Here is a 274-nt window from a genome sequence, read left to right as displayed (position 1 = left end):
ATCTACTGCGAACGCGATATCTGGTTTAATATAATTCGCAGATGTTTTTGCACCACGAAGACCAACTTCTTCTTGTACAGTTCCAACGCCGTATACAACGTTTGGATGCTTTTCATCTTTTAGTTGTTTTAATACGTCAATTGCAATTGCACAACCGATTCGGTTATCCCACGCTTTTGCAAGTAACATTTTTTCATTCTTCATCACTTGGAATTCAAAGTACGGTACAACTTGATCTCCTGGTCGTACGCCCCACTCCATCGCTTCTTCTTGG

Annotated in this window: 1 pseudogene; it reads right to left on the bottom strand. The window is 40.9% G+C overall.

Features of this window, described 5'->3' with window-relative positions:
* A pseudogene (locus SB717_RS35695) lies at positions 1-274 on the bottom strand (peptidase M28); the annotation flags it as partial.

Source organism: Priestia sp. SIMBA_032, from assembly GCF_046535215.1.
Classification (GTDB): Bacteria; Bacillota; Bacilli; order Bacillales; family Bacillaceae_H; genus Priestia; species Priestia aryabhattai.
The sequence above is the reverse complement of the archived record's forward strand: the minus strand, read 5'-3'. Positions and strand labels throughout refer to the sequence as shown.